Annotated in this window: 12 protein-coding genes; 5 read left to right on the top strand and 7 right to left on the bottom strand. The window is 71.8% G+C overall.

What is annotated here, in order from left to right; all coding sequences use genetic code 11:
* The first annotated feature begins 61 nt into the window (after positions 1 to 61).
* Both secD and ACOACO_RS00110 read left to right on the top strand, forming a co-directional pair.
* Positions 62 to 2,383 carry a protein translocase subunit SecD gene (gene secD, locus ACOACO_RS00115; RefSeq protein ID WP_420294235.1) on the top strand — a complete coding sequence of 774 codons (2,322 nt, stop codon included), beginning with the start codon at positions 62 to 64 and terminating at the stop codon, positions 2,381 to 2,383.
* 140 nt (positions 2,384 to 2,523) lie between these two features.
* Positions 2,524 to 4,575, top strand: coding sequence for an ATP-dependent DNA helicase (locus ACOACO_RS00110; RefSeq protein WP_420294234.1), 2,052 nt, complete (start codon positions 2,524 to 2,526; stop codon positions 4,573 to 4,575).
* A 24-nt stretch (positions 4,576 to 4,599) separates the two neighbouring features.
* Here ACOACO_RS00110 and ACOACO_RS00105 read toward each other — a convergent pair whose 3' ends face one another.
* From ACOACO_RS00105 to lexA, 4 genes are all read right to left on the bottom strand, one after another.
* Entirely contained in the window at positions 4,600 to 5,937 is a 1,338-nt protein-coding gene (locus tag ACOACO_RS00105; RefSeq protein ID WP_420294233.1) for an alkaline phosphatase family protein, read from the bottom strand.
* Between the two features lies 1 nt (position 5,938).
* Positions 5,939 to 7,672 (bottom strand): alkaline phosphatase D family protein, encoded by a 1,734-nt coding sequence (locus ACOACO_RS00100; protein ID WP_420294232.1) that lies wholly within the window; start codon positions 7,670 to 7,672, stop codon positions 5,939 to 5,941.
* Between the two features lie 112 nt (positions 7,673 to 7,784).
* Positions 7,785 to 8,213, bottom strand: a complete 429-nt coding sequence (locus ACOACO_RS00095; RefSeq protein WP_420294231.1) for a hypothetical protein — start codon at positions 8,211 to 8,213, stop codon at positions 7,785 to 7,787.
* A gap of 109 nt (positions 8,214 to 8,322) precedes the next feature.
* A complete protein-coding gene (gene lexA / locus ACOACO_RS00090) occupies positions 8,323 to 9,078 on the bottom strand; it encodes a transcriptional repressor LexA (protein WP_420294230.1) in 756 nt (251 codons plus the stop codon).
* 348 nt (positions 9,079 to 9,426) lie between these two features.
* On the opposite strand from lexA, the gene ACOACO_RS00085 reads away from it, so the two are divergent.
* Positions 9,427 to 9,807 (top strand): LysM peptidoglycan-binding domain-containing protein, encoded by a 381-nt coding sequence (locus ACOACO_RS00085; RefSeq protein ID WP_420294229.1) that lies wholly within the window; start codon positions 9,427 to 9,429, stop codon positions 9,805 to 9,807.
* 327 nt (positions 9,808 to 10,134) lie between these two features.
* Here the strand turns inward: ACOACO_RS00085 and ACOACO_RS00080 are convergent, their stop codons facing one another.
* The 3 genes from ACOACO_RS00080 to ACOACO_RS00070 form a co-directional block, all read right to left on the bottom strand.
* Positions 10,135 to 10,707 carry a PKD domain-containing protein gene (locus ACOACO_RS00080; protein ID WP_420294228.1) on the bottom strand — a complete coding sequence of 191 codons (573 nt, stop codon included), beginning with the start codon at positions 10,705 to 10,707 and terminating at the stop codon, positions 10,135 to 10,137.
* 296 nt (positions 10,708 to 11,003) lie between these two features.
* On the bottom strand, positions 11,004 to 11,570 hold the full coding sequence (locus ACOACO_RS00075; protein ID WP_420294227.1) for a DUF6318 family protein: 567 nt from the start codon (positions 11,568 to 11,570) through the stop codon (positions 11,004 to 11,006).
* A 110-nt stretch (positions 11,571 to 11,680) separates the two neighbouring features.
* The gene (locus ACOACO_RS00070) at positions 11,681 to 12,013 is read right to left on the bottom strand and encodes a hypothetical protein (protein ID WP_420294226.1); all 333 of its coding nucleotides are present in this window, start codon (positions 12,011 to 12,013) and stop codon (positions 11,681 to 11,683) included.
* 359 nt (positions 12,014 to 12,372) lie between these two features.
* On the opposite strand from ACOACO_RS00070, the gene nrdR reads away from it, so the two are divergent.
* Both nrdR and ACOACO_RS00060 read left to right on the top strand, forming a co-directional pair.
* The gene (gene nrdR / locus ACOACO_RS00065) at positions 12,373 to 12,912 is read left to right on the top strand and encodes a transcriptional regulator NrdR (RefSeq protein WP_420294225.1); all 540 of its coding nucleotides are present in this window, start codon (positions 12,373 to 12,375) and stop codon (positions 12,910 to 12,912) included.
* 206 nt (positions 12,913 to 13,118) lie between these two features.
* Entirely contained in the window at positions 13,119 to 16,007 is a 2,889-nt protein-coding gene (locus ACOACO_RS00060; RefSeq protein WP_420294224.1) for a vitamin B12-dependent ribonucleotide reductase, read from the top strand.
* Positions 16,008 to 16,021 lie beyond the last annotated feature (14 nt).

Raw genomic sequence — 16,021 nt, 5'->3', positions numbered from 1 at the left:
CGGGTGTCTGTACCCTTTCCCGCGTTTGTGTTCCTCTCGCCCACGACAGAGCAGGTAGTGCATGTCTCGCGGAATCCTCGTCCGGCTGCTGTTCGTCGTCGCCCTGCTGGCCGCCTGTGCGGCCGCGGCGTGGAGCATCCAGCCCCGCCTCGGCATCGACCTCGAGGGCGGCAGCCAGATCACGCTGACCGTGCTGTCGGAGGAGGAGGGTGAGGACCCGACCGCCGAGCAGGTGGACCAGGTGGTCGAGGTGCTGCGCCAGCGCGTCGACGGCATCGGTGTCAGCGAGTCGACGATCGTCCGCTCCGGCTCCGACCGCATCATCATCGAGCTGCCGGGTGTCCAGGACCCCGACGAGGCGCTCGAGGTGGTGGGCCGCACCGCGCAGCTCGAGGTGCGCCCGGTCGTCGACCAGTCCACGATCGACCCCACCGTTCTCGGCACGATCGTCGAGTGCTCCGAGGCCGAGGACGACGCGCAGTGCCAGGCCGCGGACGACCAGTCCGGCGCCCCCATCGTCATGGGCCCGGTGGCCCTCAAGGGTGACCAGATCACCGGAGCCGCCGCCGAGCAGCCGCAGAACTCCACCGGCTGGGCCGTCACCGTCGACTTCTCGGGCTCGGGCTCGGACGCGTTCGGCGACCTGAGCAGGGACGCGGCGTGCGCCACCGGCGACGCCGGCCGCATCGCGATCCTGCTCGACGACGAGGTCATCTCCTCCCCGCAGGTGACCGTCGCCTGCGGCGCCTCGATCACCGGTTCCACGCAGATCACCGGCAACTTCAACCAGTCGCAGGCCAGCGACCTCGCCGTCCTCATCGAGGGCGGCTCGCTGCCCCTGCGCATCGCGTCGGAGGACGACGGCCAGGACATCGCCCCCGACGTCCGCACCATCGGCCCCACGCTGGGCGACTCGGCCATCGAGGCGTCGGCCGAGGCCGGCGTCATCGGCCTGCTGCTGACCGGCCTGTTCATCGTCCTCGTCTACCGGTTCGTCGGCCTCCTCGCGACCGTCGCGCTCGCCACCTACGCGCTCATCTCCTACGCGATGCTCGTCGTCGTCGGGGCGACCCTGACGCTGCCCGGCCTCGCCGGCTTCGTGCTGGCGATCGGTCTGGCGATCGACGCCAACGTCCTCGTGTTCGAGCGCGCTCGGGAGGAGTACGCCGCCAACCGGGCCTCCGGCCTGCGCCGGGCCCTGCAGGTCGGCTTCAACAAGGCCTTCAGCGCGATCCTCGACTCCAACGTCACGACGCTGCTCGCCGCGGTGCTGCTGTTCTTCCTCGCCTCCGGCCCCGTCCAGGGCTTCGGCGTCACCCTCATGATCGGCACCGTGGCGTCGATGATCTCGGCGCTCGTGGTCGCCCGGGTGCTCACCACGGCCGGCGTGCACCCGCGCTGGGTGAACCGCAAGCCGAAGATCACCGGCCTCGCCAGCGTGGGCCGCGTGCGCACGTGGCTGGACCGCAAGCGCCCGAAGCTGGTGCAGCGCCGCAAGGTGTTCCTCGGCATCTCGGGTGCGGCGGTCGTGCTCGCCGTGGCCGGCATCGCCACCCAGGGCCTCAACCTGGGCCTGGAGTTCACCGGCGGCCGCAACGTCGTCTACGCCACCGAGTCCCCGATCGAGCCCGACCGGGCGCGCGACGTCATCGCCGACGCGGGCTTCCCGGAGGCGACCGTGCAGAGCGCGGACGCCGGCGACATCTCCGTGCGCACGGGCCGCATCACGGACGAGGAGGAGCAGCAGATCCGCGACGCCCTCGACGCGGAGGTCGGCGTCACCGACGTGGTCACGGACGACAACCTCGGCGCCGCCCTCGGTGGCGAGCTGCTGCGCAACGCGATCATCGCGTTCGTCCTCGCGCTCGCCGCCCAGATGATCTACCTGGCGTTCCGGTTCAAGTGGACGTTCGGCGCCTCCGCCGTGCTCGCCATGGCGCACGACGTGGTGATCGTGGTGGGCGTCTTCGCCTGGCTCGGCAAGCCCATCGACGGCGTCTTCCTCGCCGCGGCCCTGACGATCATCGGTCTGTCGGTCAACGACACCGTCGTCGTCTTCGACCGCGTGCGCGAGAAGTGGTGGGGGTCGAAGGACGACGACGAGTTCATCGACGTCGCCAACGACGCGGTCGTGGAGACCCTGCCCCGAACGGTCAACACCGGCCTCGGCGCCATGTTCATCCTCGCGGCCCTCACCATCCTCGGCGGCGACTCGCTGCAGGACTTCGCGCTGGCGCTGCTGATCGGTCTCGTGGTGGGCACGCTGTCGACCATCTCGCTGGCGACGCCGCTGCTCACGTACCTCGACCGCTTCTCGCCCTTCGGGCGCGAGAAGAAGGAGAAGGTCGTGCGCGACCCGGCCGACTCCGGCGCCGTCGTCTGACGTCGTGGTCTGACCCCAGCACCACCCCGACCGACGGGCCCGCCGCACCACGCGGCGGGCCCGTCGGCGTCCTGCGGCCGTCGCCGGGGGCCTGTGGAGGCGCCGTACGACGGGAGCCACCGCGCGGCTAGTGTTCTCGGGTGCCCGACGAGACCCCGACCCCCGACCGCGTGCGGGAGGTGCTGGCGACGGCGGTCTCCGGTCTCGGTGGTGCGGAGCGCGAGGGCCAGGTGCGGATGGCCGAGGCCGTCGCCGCCGCGCTGCGCGACGAGCAGCACCTGCTCGTCCAGGCCGGCACCGGCACGGGCAAGTCGTTGGCCTACCTCGTGCCCTCGATGCTGCACGGCGACCGGGTCGTCATCGCCACCGCGACGCTGGCGCTGCAGCACCAGCTGGTCGAGCGCGACCTGCCGCGCCTCGTCGGCGCCGTGAAGGGCGAGGCGGGCGTGGACACGTCGTACGCGGTGCTCAAGGGCCGGTCGAACTACGCGTGCCTGCACCGCATCCGCGAGGGCGTGCCCGACGACCAGGGCGTGCTCGTCGACGTGCCCGAGGGCACGATGGGCGCCGAGGTGCTGGCGCTGCGGGCGTGGGCGGAGGAGCAGGCCGAGTCGGGCGGCCCGGGCGACAAGGACCACGCACCTCGCCACAACGACCGGCTGTGGCGCCAGGTCAGCGTCAGCGCGCGCGAGTGCCTGGGCGCGGCCCGCTGCCCGTACGGCGAGGAGTGCTTCGCCGAGCGGGCGAAGGAGAAGGCCGCCACCTCCCAGCTGGTCGTCACCAACCACTCCCTCCTGGCGATCGACGCCATCGAGGGGATCCCGATGATCCCGGAGTACGACGCGGTCGTCGTCGACGAGGCCCACGAGCTGGTCGCGCGCGTGACGCAGGCGGCCACCGACGAGCTGACCGCCGGCGAGGTGGACCGGGCGGCGCGCCGGGCCCGGCGCCACGTCGAGGAGTCGGACGCGCTCGGCAACCCCGCCGACGACCTCGCCGACGCCGCCGAGGCGCTGCGCGCCGCGATGGCCGAGACCGACGGCGGGCGCCTCGACGCGCTCGGCGAGGAGCTGTCCGACGCCCTCGTGCTGGTGCGCGACGCCGCCCGCGAGTGCGTCTCCGCGTTCGCGAAGGACCGGGGCAAGGACAAGGACGCGGAGGGCGACGCGGGCAAGGCGCAGGCCAAGGCCGGGGTGCAGGAGGTCTTCACCACCGCCGAGCGGCTCGTCGCCAACAGCGACCACGACGTCGTGTGGCTCTCGAAGCCGTACGCGCCGGGTCGCGACCGGGTGCCCGACCGCCTGTGCGTGGCGCCGCTGCAGGTGTGGGGCCAGATGCGCGACCGCCTGCTGTCGGAGTCGACGGTCGTCATGACGAGCGCGACGCTCATGCTCGGCGGCGACTTCGACGCCGTCGCCTCGACCGTGGGCCTGAAGCCCTCGGAGCGCGTCGCCGAGGGCGCGGAGCCGCAGCCGCGCCGTACCCCCGGGAAGAGCGGGCAGGGCCCCACCGTGCTGCCGTGGCGCGGCCTCGACGTGGGCTCGCCGTTCGACTACGGCAAGCAGGGGATCCTGTACGTCGCCCGCCACCTGCCCACCCCGGGCCGTGACGGGCTCGGCCCGGCGCAGCTCGACGAGATCGTCCGGCTGGTCGACGCCGCGGAGGGCCGCACCCTCGGGCTGTTCTCCTCGCGCCGGGCGGCGGAGGCCGCGGCCGAGGCGGTGCGCGAGCGGCTGCCCCACCTCACGACGCTGGCGCAGGGCGACGCGCAGCTGTCCGAGCTGACCCGCCAGTTCGTCGACGACCCGCACACGAACCTGTTCGGCACGCTCGGGCTCTGGCAGGGCCTCGACGTGCCGGGCGACACCTGCCAGCTGGTCATCATCGACCGCATCCCGTTCCCGCGCCCCGACGACCCGCTGATGTCGGCCCGCCAGCGGGCCGCCGACGCCGCGGGCGGCAACGGCTTCATGCAGGTCGCGGCCACCCACGCCGCGCTGCTGCTCGCCCAGGGCGCGGGCCGCCTCATCCGCACGACCGAGGACCGCGGTGTCGTGGCGGTCCTCGACCCGCGGCTCTCGACCGCGCGCTACGGCCGGTTCCTCGAGGCGAGCCTGCCGCCGATGTGGCGCACGAGCGACCCGGCGGTCGTGGCGAAGGCGCTCGCGCGCCTCGCCTCGGTCACCGCCTGACGTCCCCGACCTGCCCGCGCGACCTCACCAGCGCAGCAGCGACTTGCCGTCCCAGGCGGTCCGGCCGGTCATCGCCGGCAGCCCGAGGAACTTCGCCACCGTGGGGGTGACGTCGACGGTGTACGCCGGCTCCGACGACGAGCCGCGCCGGATGGCCGGGTGCCCGCCGCTGAGGAAGAACGGGATCGGGCCGGTCGCGGGGTGCCCGTGGTTGCCCGGGATCGGGTTGCTGAGCACGTTCGGGTCGGAGAAGCGCCACCCGGCCTGGCAGTACACGACGACGTCGCCGGCGTTCGGGCCGAGGCGCAGCGACGGCGTGCGGGCCCGGTCGTGCGCGGAGAGCACGCCCGGCTGGGCCGCGGCGACCTGCAGCATCCGCCGTACGCCGGCGTCCCTGCCCGACGCGGGGCCGGTCCAGTAGAGGAGGTCCGCGCCGCCGTTCTGGGCGATGGCGACCTTGCCGCGCAGCAGCGGGTCGGCCTGCAGCGGGCGGGTCAGCGAGATGACCTTGTGGGGCAGCGACCAGTCCATCGAGTGGTCGGCGAGCACGACGACCATCGACTTCTCCCAGCGGCCGGTCGCCTTGAGCATGTCGACGAACCGCTTGACCTGCAGGTCGGTGGAGACGAGCGCGGTGCGGCGCAGCACCTCGAGCGACAGCCCGCCGGTGAGGTCGGTGTGCCCGACGCGGTCGACGTCGCCGAGGTTGACGAAGACGAGGTGGGGGTCGAACCGCTCGACGATCGACAGGGCTGCGTCCATCGTGAAGTTGTCGGGCGCGTGCCCGCTGATCGGCACGATCGGCCGCGGCTCCCAGCGGAAGGTCGCCTGCCGGCCGAAGATCCCGTAGAGGTACTCCTTGCTCAGCACCGTCCCGGCGGTCAGCCCGTGCTTGCGGGCCCACCACAGCAGGGTCGGCGCGACGAGGTCCGCCGGCCGGTCGAGGGTGCGCTCCTCGCCGATGGTGCGGTCGAAGATCGAGTTGGCCGGCACGCCGTTCCGGTCGGGGCGCACGCCGGTCATCATCATCACGTGGTTCGGGATGGTCTCGAGGATCGGCATCGACCGCCCGCGGGGGAAGTTGAAGCCGCCGTCGCGCAGCGCCCGCAGGTTCGGCATGAACCCCGAGTCGATCTCGTCGGGGCGGCAGCCGTCGACGACGAGCACGTAGGCACGGTTCCAGCTCTTCGGGGCCGCGCGCGCCGCGTCGAACCCGGCGGCCGCGGAGAAGAGCAGGCTCGCGCCGCCGGCGCCCGCGACCTTGAGGAAGGTACGGCGCTGCGCCGCCGGCCGCTGCTGCTCGAGGTCGGGATCGCCGTCGAGGAACGGCGAGGGTCCGGAGGAGCGGTGGTCGTGGCCCATGTCAGTTCCCTCCCACGGGCCCGGCGGCCCGGCTGAGCTTGTTGGTGCCGGCCAGCGTCTGGAACGACGCCGCCCAGGTGGAGCCGGCGTTCCGCTGGTCGCGGGGGCCGGTGACGTACCAGTCCATCTGCGCCCGGGCGGGCGTCACGTCGAGCACGGAGTAGCCGTGGCTGTCGAAGTCGAGGTAGCGCACGTGGCGGTTCGCCAGCTTGATGACGGTCTCGACGGCGAGGCTCGCCGTGCGCGGCGGCGCCCCGAGGATGTCCTTGAGGTTGTTCGAGGTGACCGAGCTGGCGACGAACTCGACGCCGGCGGAGCGGCCGAGCGGGTAGGTGGCGACGTCGTACGGCAGGTCGGCGGCCCAGCCCGAGTGGATGTCGCCGGTGACGAAGACGGTGTCGCGGATGCCCTGGTCGCGGATGTGGGTGAAGAGCTCGCGCCGGTCGTCGGTGTAGCCGTCCCACTGGTCGACGTTGTAGGGCGCGCCGTCGCGCGGCAGCAGGCCGGTGACGTCGTTGACCGGGTCGATGAGGCCGGTCGGCAGCTGGGCGAAGGTGACGGGGGCGATCATCACGGGGTTGCCGACGAGCTTCCACTGGACCGCGCTGCTGGCCACCGCCCGCTTGAGCCAGTCGAGCTGCTCGCGGCCGGTGATGGTGCGGGCGGGGCTGCTCACGGCCGGGTCGACCACGGGGTAGGCGACCTGCTGGTCGCGGTAGGTGCGCAGGTCGAGCATGCTCAGCTCGGCGAGCGTGCCGAAGCGCAGGCTGCGGAACAGGCGGGTGCCGTCGCCCAGGGGGGCCGTCGAGCCGAGCCGCACGGGCATCCACTCGTCGTACGCGCGGTGGGCGCGGGAGCGGCGGGTGGCCCAGTCGCCCTCGCCGGGCTGGTGGTTCTCGGCGCCGTCGCGCCAGGCGTCGTTGGTCGACTCGTGGTCGTCCCAGGTGACGATGAAGGGGTACTTCGAGTGCAGCCACTGGAGGTCGGGGTCCTCCTTGTACTGCCCGTGGCGCTGGCGGTAGTCGGCCAACGACACCATCTCGCGGGCGGGGACGTGGCGGCGCACGTCGACGTCGTCCTGGCCCATGCCGTACTGCCCGGGGCCGTACTCGTAGAGGTAGTCGCCGAGGTGGAGGACCGCGTCGAGGTCGTTGCGGACCGCGAGGTGGCGGTAGGCGTGGAAGTAGCCCGCCTGCAGGTTGGCGCAGGACACGACGCCCATCCGCAGGCGCTCCGGCGAGCTGGTGTAGCCGGGCGCGGTCTTGGTGCGCCCGACGGGGCTGGCGACGCCGCGGTGGACGAAGCGGTAGTAGTACCACCGCCCGGGCTGCATGCCCCACGCGTCGACCTTGACCGTGTGGTCGGCGGCGGCGTCGGTGCGCACGGTGCCGCGGGTGACGAGGTGGCGGAAGCGGGTGTCGGTCGCGACCTGGTACTCCACCGTGACCGCCGGGCCGCGGCCCGACCCGGGTGTGGCGTCCGGGGTGGGGGTCACGCGGGTCCACAGGACGACGCGGTTGGCGAGGGGGTCGCCGGAGGCCACGCCGTGGCGGAAGTACGGCGACGCGCCGGCCAGCGCGGCGCGGGCCTCGTCGTCGTCGAAGGGGCTGGCGGCGAGGGCCGCGGCGCCGACGAGGGCGCCGCCGGCGAGCACGGTACGGCGGGGCACGGCCGGCAGGGCGAGCTGCTGCTCGACGCCTGCGCCGGTGCTGGTGGGGGATGAGGCCTCGGTCACACCTCATCGAACGACGGAAACCGGGGCAGGTCCCGCGAACGGGGATGTGAGCACCGTCCGGACGGCGGGAGTTCACCCGGTGGTCGAACGGCGGGCCGGCGGCCGGCGGGGCTCAGAAGAAGGAGAGCACGTAGCTGCCGAGCAGCGCGACGATCACGACGAGCGCGACGACGCGCGCCCAGGTGGGGATGGTGCTGGTGAAGTCGTCGGTCGCGGGCCGCGACGGCGGGACGTCGCGCAGCTCCGGCGGGTCGTCGATGTCGCCGTCGTACGTCGCGCGCCCGAGCCCGGAGGGGTGGTGGCGGCGCGCCTCGAGCTCGCCCGAGCAGCGGTCGAACCAGGCGTCGACGGCGCGTGCGTCGTACACCTGGGAGCGGTGGACGAGGGCGAACGGGCGGGTGTCGAGGGGGCCGGGGTGGAACCCGGTGCGGCGGCCGCGCTGCACGTCGTCGAGCAGGGTCGCGACGTGCCGGTCGACCGCGGCGATCTCGTAGCCGTCGGCAGCCTCCAGCACGGGGAAGCGGGGCGCGTCAGCCGACATGGCACCTCCTCGGAGCGGGTCCCCGCAAGGGTACGGCGCGCCCCGCCCGTCCGGGGCATCGACCGTGGGTGGAGCGGCCGGTGCCCGCGCGGGCGCGGGTGCGGGTGCCTCAGAGGCGGCGCAGGACCGCGGTGACCTTGCCGAGGATGGTGGCGTGCGTGCCGTCGATCGGCTCGTACGCCGGGTTGTGCGGCAGCAGCCAGACCTGGCCGTTCTTGCGCTGGAAGGTCTTCACGGTGGCCTCGCCGTCGATCATGGCGGCGACGATCTCGCCGTTCTCGGCGTTGGGCTGCTGGCGGACCACGACGTAGTCGCCGTCGCAGATCGCGGCGTCGACCATCGAGTCGCCCGAGACCTCGAGCAGGTAGAGGGTGCCGTCCCCGACGAGCTGCTGGGGGAGGGGGAAGACGTCCTCGACGCGCTGCTCGGCCAGGATCGGGCCGCCGGCCGCGATGCGTCCGACGACCGGCACGTACGTCGCGGCGGGCTGGGCGTCGCCGATGCCCGTCTCGTCGAGGACGGCGTCGAGGTCGGGGTCGGTGACGGACGAGACGGCGGCGCGCTCGGGGGAGCCGGGGGTGACGACCTGGATGGCGCGCGGCCGGTTCGGGTCGCGGCGCAGGTAGCCCTTCTCCTCCAACGCCTTGAGCTGGTGGGCGACCGAGGAGGAGCTGGTGAGACCGACCTGCTCGCCGATCTCGCGCATGCTCGGCGGGTAGCCCTGGTCGTCGAGCGCCTGGGTGATGACGGCCAGCACCTTCGCCTGGCGGGGGGTCAGGCGGGCCTGGCCGGCGGCGGGCTCGGGGAGGGCGGACAGGTCCTCGACCGTGGCGCCCGCCTCGTCGCTCTTGCTGCTGCTCGCCATCTCCGCCTTCTTCCCGCGCCGGGGCGCGCTCCGTCTGCCTGCTCCGTCTGCTTCTGCCGCTGCGTCGTGCGCCGGGCACGGCCCGGTCGACGCAGGTCACGCTAGTCGTTTGCGACCTCCGTCATCAAACATCTGTTCGAACCGGCGTGTCGGTCGGCGCGCGGGCGGCGCTCGAAGAAATGCTCGAGCGGGTGCTTGATCCGTTCGAACACCTGCTCTACTGTCGAGCACGTGTTCGATCGAACGGATGATCGACAGCGGGTCCGGAGCAGCACGCGGACCAAGACTGTCGGTGGCCGTCGGTAGACATCAGCTCGTCCGACCCGACTCCTTCCCCTGGAGGTCATCATGAGCAGCACGTACGCCGTTCCCACCGTCCGCACCCGTCGTCCGGCCGCGCCGCGATCCGTCGCCGCGCCGTCCGTTCGCCGCAGCACCGTGCGGCTCACCCACCGGGGTCGTGTGGTCGTCGTCGCGCTCGCCCTCCTGGTGATGCTCGCCCTCGGCGTCGTGCTGGGGTCCGTGTCGTCCGCGACGGACGAGCCGGGTCCGACGGGCACCTCCGAGACGATCCGCGTCGGCGTCGGGGACACCCTGTGGGCCATCGCGTCGGAGCGCGCCGCCGACGGTGAGAGCGTCCAGAGCGTCATCGACGAGATCCGCTCCCTCAACGCGTTGTCGAGCGGCTCGCTGCAGGCTGGTCAGCTGCTGGTGGTGCCCACCAGCTGACCCCGGCCGCCCCGCGCCCGGCACCCCGTCGGCGCGCGCTCGGGCGGCCACAGACCCCGACAGGTCGCTTCGACCCCGACCTGTCGGTCCACCGGGGAAGACCACGAGGGGCGGAGCTTCGGCTCCGCCCCTCGTGCCGTTGGTGGACGTGACCCGCCGGCCGTGCGACTGCGCCCGTCCGGTGGTCGAGGTGCTCGCGCTGGCGAGCCTCGAAACCACGCTCCGCGTGCCGAAGGGTGATGGCTGCGCCCGTCCGGTGGTTGAGGTGCTCGCGCCAGCGAGCCTCGAAACCGCGCCGCCGCGGTGGGGGTCTCGGGGGCGGGACGGTCAGTCGGTGAGGATCGGTGTGGCTTCGTCGACCTGGAGGGGCACGGGTGCGCTGGGCATGGTGACGGTGCCGGCGACGTCGAGCCAGGGTCCGCCGTTGACGCGGTAGCGGGCCGACCAGGTGGTGGTGACGGTGACCTGGTAACTGCCCGCCTGTTGGTAGCGGTGGGTGACCTCGAGGTCGGGGTACGGCGCGCCGGGGGTGCTGGTGGTGACGGTGGTGCCGTCGCCGTAGTTCCAGGTGTACGACGTCGGGGTGATGTCGAGCTCGACGGCCTGGCCGAGGAGCGTGACGGTGGTGGTGAAGGGTGCGGCCTCGGTGTAGAAGTTCGTGTCGAAGTTGACCAGGGTCAGGCCGTCGGGGGGTTGGATCGTCAGGACGGTCTCGGGCAGCGGCACGGATTGAAACGCCTGGAGGACCAGCGCGGGGGTGATGACGGGGGCCGCTGCAGCGGCCGCGGCCGGCTCGCACTCGGACTGGAAGTCGCCCCCGCCGGCGAGCACCTCGACGTAGCTGATGTCGCTCGTCTCGCCGCCGGAGCAGGCGACGGGGGCCTGGCAGTCGCCGAACAAGGTCCCGCTCCAGATGGAACCGCCCGTGCACTCGAGCGAACCCAGTCGATCCAAATACACCTGTCCGAGCTCTGCTGGCGATGGTCCTTGGGTCTGCGGCGCGGCTGCGCCTCCGCCACGACGATCTTCGGGGCTTCGACCTCCCCCGTCCTGCATGGTCGACCAGACGTCGAATGAGCCGTTGGCTGGGCTGGCGCCCGTGTCGGAGCCGGAATCGTCGTCTGAGACGGTGGCCCACAAGATCTGGATGGCGCCCATCGTGGCGACGGCCAACCGCACGTGTTGTCCAGTCTTGGTCATGCTTCTTCACCGTCGGACCAGATGAGTGCCCAGGGGGCCGGCCCGACCTTTCCGGTCAGGCCGAAGGCGAAGGTGCCGGAGCGGCCTTCCGTGGTGGATCGGCGGATGTCGTCGATGACTAGGACGTCAGCCACGACTACTACGTCGGTCGCCGCAGCATCGCCAGCGTCAGGCGGGACCGCTTCCAAATTCGACAACCGCCAAGCGCCGACAGGGCCTTGGCCGAACGTCTCGTCCAGGTAGTCCAGGGTGGCCATGCAGGTGCTGCAAGCCGCGGCCGTCTGGCGGGCCGGAGCCGTATCGCCGGTAGCGAAACCATAGTTGAGCAACTCCACCCAGTGCTCGACGAAGGCGATGGCGGCTGCGTCGTCGTCGCCGGTGGCTTCGTCGGGCAGGGGTGGGGGTGTGGGGGCGGTGGTGGTCGACTCGACCGGTGCGCTGGAGCTGCTGGTGCTGTCGCTGGGTTCGGCGTCGTCGTCGGTGTCGCCGGAGTCGCTGGTGCAGGCGGTGAGTGCCGTCGTACCGGCCAGGGTGCAGGCGAGCAGCCGTCGTCGCAGGCGCATGGATCCTCCCGAGGTGTCCGGCGCCCCGATCGCGCCGGCGTGCTCACGAATCTAACGAGACTCGCGGGGCTCGGCTACCCGTCGTACGGGCGCCTGTGGAGGACGGTCAGTCAGCGTGCGGCGCGCTTGCCGCCGCTGGGACGCGGGGGAGCGTCCGGGTCGGGGGGCGGGGGCGCGGCGCCGAGGATGCGCAGGGCGGTCGTGCCCAGCAGCAGCGCGATGAAGAGGCACGCGATGGCGCCCAGAGAGGCGAGCGCCACGAACCACCAGGCCGCGCTCTCGCCGGCGCGCGCCGTGGCCCCGAAGTCGATGGCGACCCAGACGAGGTAGCCCCACGCGACGACCGTGACGGTGATCCCGAGGGCCAGGGCGGCGAGCCGGGCGCGGGGGCGGGGCGCAGCGGTGGACTCGCGTCGCGACCCCGCCCTCCTGCCTCCTCGCACCGCTCCATCATGTCCCACCGTCCCCAATCCCGCGGGCGCACGGTGGGACCCGTCCCCAGGCTTCGCGAAGTGCCTCCGGGGAGGGTCTCGCGGGGTCCGCGACACGCCGCGCCGAACCGTCGGCGGGGCGCTGACCTGCGTGTTCGTGGACCGCTCCGGGCGGGTGTCGGGAGACACGCCGATCCGCTTGCACCTCTAGGGGACCGCGCGTACGGTTACCCCCACATCTAGTACTTACAGCCGTGTAGTTATCCACATCTAGTTCACAGGCCGGGGTCTGGATACCCACACGAAGTGCAGATCCATCCACAGGTAGACCCCGTTTCGTCCACACCCCCAGCGCCCGAGAGGAGTCCGTCGTGCACTGTCCGTTCTGCCGCAACAGCGACACGAAGGTCCTCGACTCGCGGGTCGCCGAGGACGGCGCCTCGATCCGTCGCCGGCGCGCGTGCCTCGGGTGCGAGCAGCGGTTCACGACGGTCGAGCAGATGCAGCTGACCGTGGTGAAGCGCTCGGGCGCGACCGAGCCGTTCAACCGCGAGAAGGCGATCGCCGGTGTGCGGAAGGCCTGCAAGGGCCGCCCGGTGAGCACCGACGCGCTCGCGTGCCTCGGCCAGCAGGTGGAGGACGCCCTGCGCGCCTCCGGCTCGGCCGAGTTCCCGGCCCACCAGGTCGGGCTCGCGATCCTCGGCCCGCTCCGCGAGCTGGACGAGGTGGCCTACCTCCGCTTCGCCAGCGTCTACCGCTCGTTCGAGTCCGCCGCCGACTTCGAGGCCGAGATCGCGCTGCTGCGTCTTGACCGGGAGGCCGCGGCGGTCGCCGCCGAGGGGAACGGCGCCGAGAGTGTCGGTGCCCGCGGCGAGCATCGTGAACGGGCCACGTCAGCCGCCTCCGGCTGACCACCAGACCGCCCGGCGCGTCGTGGGGAAGCGGCGTGCCGGGCGCACCACTCCTTCCTCCGTGGCAGCACCCAGCAGCACCCCAGCAGCACCGAACAACCGGAACACCCGTCGTCGCGGCCTTGTTGTGCAGAAGGCCCCTCCGGCCCGCGATGACGACCTGAAACGACTTACGACGCAGCGACCGAGAGTGACGAGGAGATTCCATGACGGAGACGGTGAGCGGCCCCGGAGCAACGGGCGCCGCAGGTCGGGCGAACGGCACGACGGGCCTCACCATCGACCGGGTGTTCAGCAGTGGTGTGCACCCGTACGACGAGATCACCTGGGAGCGTCGGGACGTCGTCCAGACGAACTGGAAGACCGGTGAGACCGTCTTCGAGCAGCGCGGCGTCGAGTTCCCCGACTTCTGGTCGGTCAACGCCTCGACCATCGTCACGTCGAAGTACTTCCGCGGCGCCGTCGGCACCGACGCCCGCGAGTGGAGCCTCAAGCAGCTCGTTGACCGCGTCGTGAAGACGTACGTCAAGGCCGGCGTCGAGAACGGCTACTTCGCGTCCGAGGCGGACGCCGAGGTCTTCGAGCACGAGCTCACCTGGCTGCTGGTGCACCAGTACTTCTCGTTCAACTCGCCCGTGTGGTTCAACGTGGGCACCCCGTCGCCGCAGCAGGTCTCGGCCTGCTTCATCCTCTCGGTCGACGACTCGATGGACTCGATCCTCAACTGGTACAAGGAGGAGGGGTTCATCTTCAAGGGCGGCTCCGGCGCCGGCCTCAACCTCTCCCGCATCCGCTCCAGCAAGGAGCTGCTGTCCAGCGGCGGCACCGCGAGCGGCCCGGTCTCCTTCATGCGCGGCGCCGACGCGTCCGCGGGCACCATCAAGTCGGGCGGCGCCACGCGTCGTGCGGCCAAGATGGTCGTCCTCGACGTCGACCACCCGGACATCGAGGAGTTCGTGGCGACCAAGGCGCGCGAGGAGGACAAGATCCGCGCGCTGCGCGACGCCGGGTTCGACATGGACCTCGGCGGCAACGACATCACCTCGGTGCAGTACCAGAACGCCAACAACTCGGTCCGCGTCAGCGACGAGTTCATGCGCGCCGTCGAGGACGGCACCGAGTTCGGCCTCCGCGCCCGCCAGACCGGCGAGGTCATCGAGACCGTCGACGCCCGCGACCTGTTCCGCAAGATCGCGAAGGCCGCGTGGGAGTGCGCCGACCCGGGCCTGCAGTACGACGACACGATCAACGACTGGCACACCAACCCCGAGACGGGCCGCATCACCGCGTCCAACCCGTGCTCGGAGTACATGTCGCTCGACAACTCGTCCTGCAACCTGGCGTCGCTCAACCTGCTGAAGTTCCTGCGCGACGACGACACCTTCGACGGCGAGCTGTTCGCGAAGGCCGTCGAGGTCATCATCACGGCGATGGACATCTCCATCTGCTTCGCCGACTTCCCGACGGAGCCCATCGGCGAGACCACCCGCAACTACCGCCAGCTGGGCATCGGCTACGCCAACCTCGGCGCGCTGCTCATGGCGATGGGCCTCGGCTACGACTCCGACGGCGGCCGCGCCATGGCCGCGACGATCACGTCGCTCATGACCGGCACGTCCTACAAGCGCTCCGCCGAGCTCGCCGCGATCGTGGGCCCGTACAACGGCTACGCCCGCAACGCCGAGGCGCACCAGCGCGTCATGCGCAAGCACCAGGCCGCCAACGACGTGGTCCGCACCCTGCACACCAACGACACCGCGGTGCACCGCCTCGCGACCAAGGCGTGGGCCGACGTCGTCGAGCTGGGCAAGGTCAACGGCTTCCGCAACGCGCAGGCCTCCGTGCTCGCACCCACCGGCACCATCGGCTTCATGATGGACTGCGACACCACCGGCATCGAGCCCGACTTCTCCCTCGTGAAGTTCAAGAAGCTCGTCGGCGGCGGCTCCATGCAGATCGTCAACCAAACCATCCCGCGCGCCCTGAAGAAGCTGGGCTACCAGCCGGAGCAGGTCGAGGCGATCGTCGCCTACATCGCCGAGCACGGTCACGTCATCGACGCCCCCGGCCTGCGCCAGGAGCACTACGAGATCTTCGACACCGCCATGGGCGCCCGCTCGCTCAAGCCCATGGGCCACGTGCGCATGATGGCCGCCGCGCAGCCGTTCCTCTCCGGCGCGATCAGCAAGACGGTCAACCTGCCGGAGACGGCGACCGTCGAGGAGATCGAGGACGTCTACCTGCAGTCGTGGAAGCTCGGCCTCAAGGCCACCGCGATCTACCGCGACAACTGCAAGGTCGGCCAGCCGCTCTCCGACGGTGGCGGCAAGGCGAAGAAGGACGCGGCCGACGCCGCCGACGCCGCTGCTGCGGCCCAGGTCGTCGAGAAGGTCGTGGAGAAGGTCGTCTACGCCCCCACCCGCAAGCGCCTCCCGAAGTCCCGCGTCTCGCGCACCACGTCCTTCACGGTCGGTGGCGCCGAGGGCTACATGACCTCGGGTGCCCACGAGGACGGCGAGCTCGGCGAGATCTTCCTCAAGCTCGGCAAGCAGGGCTCGACCCTGGCCGGCGTGATGGACGCGTTCTCGATCGCGGTCTCCATCGGCCTGCAGTACGGCGTGCCGCTCGAGACCTACGTCTCGAAGTTCACCAACCTGCGCTTCGAGCCCGCCGGCCTGACCGACGACCCCGACGTGCGGATGAGCCAGTCGATCATGGACTACATCTTCCGCCGCCTGGCGCTCGACTACCTGCCCTTCGACGAGCGTGCCGGCCTCGGCATCTACTCGGCCGAGGAGCGTCAGCGCCACCTCGAGACGGGCTCCTACGAGCCGGTCGAGGAGACCGGCTCTGCGTCCGAGCTGCTCGAGGCCCCGGCCATCGAGATCAAGCCCGCCGCGGAGGAGGAGAAGGCCGCCGAGGCGCCCGTCGTGAAGTCGGCCGCCAAGGAGGCCCACACCTCCGCCGAGCTGCTCGAGAAGATCACGGGTACGGCGGTCGACTCGCCGCTGTGCTTCACCTGCGGCACCAAGATGCGCCCCGCCGGTTCCTGCTACGTCTGCGAGGGCTGCGGCAGCACCAGCGGCTGCAGCTGAGTCCAGCAGCACCA

Source organism: Nocardioides sp. CPCC 205120, from assembly GCF_048654585.1.
In the GTDB taxonomy this organism is placed as follows: Bacteria; Actinomycetota; Actinomycetes; order Propionibacteriales; family Nocardioidaceae; genus Nocardioides.
This window is presented reverse-complemented; position numbering and strand designations above follow the sequence as displayed.

Coding starts and splice junctions, on each gene's coding strand:
- ACOACO_RS00085 (WP_420294229.1), top strand. CDS start 9,427: ATGAGCAGCACGTACGCCGTTCCCACCGTCCGCACCCGTCGTCCGGCC.
- ACOACO_RS00105 (WP_420294233.1), bottom strand. CDS start 5,937: ATGGGCCACGACCACCGCTCCTCCGGACCCTCGCCGTTCCTCGACGGC.
- ACOACO_RS00075 (WP_420294227.1), bottom strand. CDS start 11,570: ATGCGCCTGCGACGACGGCTGCTCGCCTGCACCCTGGCCGGTACGACG.
- ACOACO_RS00060 (WP_420294224.1), top strand. CDS start 13,119: ATGACGGAGACGGTGAGCGGCCCCGGAGCAACGGGCGCCGCAGGTCGG.
- secD (WP_420294235.1), top strand. CDS start 62: ATGTCTCGCGGAATCCTCGTCCGGCTGCTGTTCGTCGTCGCCCTGCTG.
- lexA (WP_420294230.1), bottom strand. CDS start 9,078: ATGGCGAGCAGCAGCAAGAGCGACGAGGCGGGCGCCACGGTCGAGGAC.
- ACOACO_RS00095 (WP_420294231.1), bottom strand. CDS start 8,213: ATGTCGGCTGACGCGCCCCGCTTCCCCGTGCTGGAGGCTGCCGACGGC.